This is a genomic window from Corynebacterium sp. HMSC072G08 (assembly GCF_001809185.1).
GTDB classification, from domain to species: Bacteria; Actinomycetota; Actinomycetes; order Mycobacteriales; family Mycobacteriaceae; genus Corynebacterium; species Corynebacterium phoceense.
In genome coordinates this window covers 1-1180 of sequence record NZ_KV796405.1, presented here as the reverse complement: position 1 = coordinate 1180, position 1180 = coordinate 1, and the positions used below count along the sequence as shown (strand labels likewise).

The 1180-nt window shown below is 53.9% G+C and carries 1 protein-coding gene; it reads left to right on the top strand.

Translation table 11 applies throughout. The annotated features are described in order from the left end of the window. A complete protein-coding gene (locus HMPREF2559_RS12320; protein ID WP_148138772.1) occupies window positions 1-1137 on the top strand; it encodes an IS1249 family transposase in 1137 nt (378 codons plus the stop codon). Window positions 1138-1180 lie beyond the last annotated feature (43 nt).

Genomic DNA, 1180 nt, shown 5'->3' with positions numbered 1-1180 from the left:
GTGTGTTCATCAAAAATGAAACGCAACGGCACGACCTCAAAAGGAACCACTCGTTGGCGCTGCACTACCTGCGGAGCATCCAGCACCAACACCCGACCAGATCGTGCCTATGCTGCGAATTTCAACGTCTTCATAGACCATGTCACCGGCAAGCTATCGATGGCTGAATGCGCTAAACAGCACGGAGTATCACGATGGACACTGAACCGACGATTCGAAACTTTCTGGTACATCCAAATCCCCGACCACCTGGATCGCTACCGCATCCACGATCAAATCTTCATCGACGGCACCCACACCGGCGCCGGGCTACTGCTTATCGCCTGCACAGACACCCACGTCATCAACTGGGTCTGGGTCAAAAGCGAAAGCACCAAGGCCTACCGCAGACTCCTCGAACCGCTGCAAGCCCCGCTCGTAGTCGTACTCGACGGTGGAAAAGGCGCCTATTCAGCGATTAAACAATGCTGGCCATCCACGCGCATCCAACGCTGCCTGGTCCATGCTCAACGCGTCGTCCGCCAGTACGTCACTTCACGACCACGCACCGATGCAGGACGAGCCATCTACAATCTGGCACTGAAACTCACCAACATCAACACAGTAAAAGAAGCTGCTGAATGGACCGCCAGACTACAAGAATTCCATAGTGTCTACCGCACCTACATGAACCAGAAAACACGCAACCCAGACACTGGAGCAATGGCGTTTACCCACGACAGAGTGCGCAAAGCCTACAACAGCTTGGCAAACCTAGAACGCAACAAATGGCTGTTTGGATACCTTCAGCCACCGCCTGAAGGGTTGGACACCACGATATGGGCATCGACAACCAACAGGCTGGAAGGCGGCTTCAATTCCCCACTAAAAGATGTAGCCAAGCTACATCGTGGACGCTCAGGAGAACACCAGCGACTCATGTTGGATTGGTGGCTTTACCTTCGCACCGAAGCTCATGAAAATCCTGCTGATATCGCTCGCCGAGCTAATTGGGGGCGTGATGCACTCGCCAAAGTAATCACCACACCCCAACAGAACACCGGCAACCAGGAAACAGGTAGACCAGCGCTCTACGACAACGCTATCGGAGACGAGTACCAACACAACCTTGGCATCCAAAAAGGCTGGATCCACTAACCCACGACACGCCGTAGCGGACACACATTTTGCTACTTAGCCC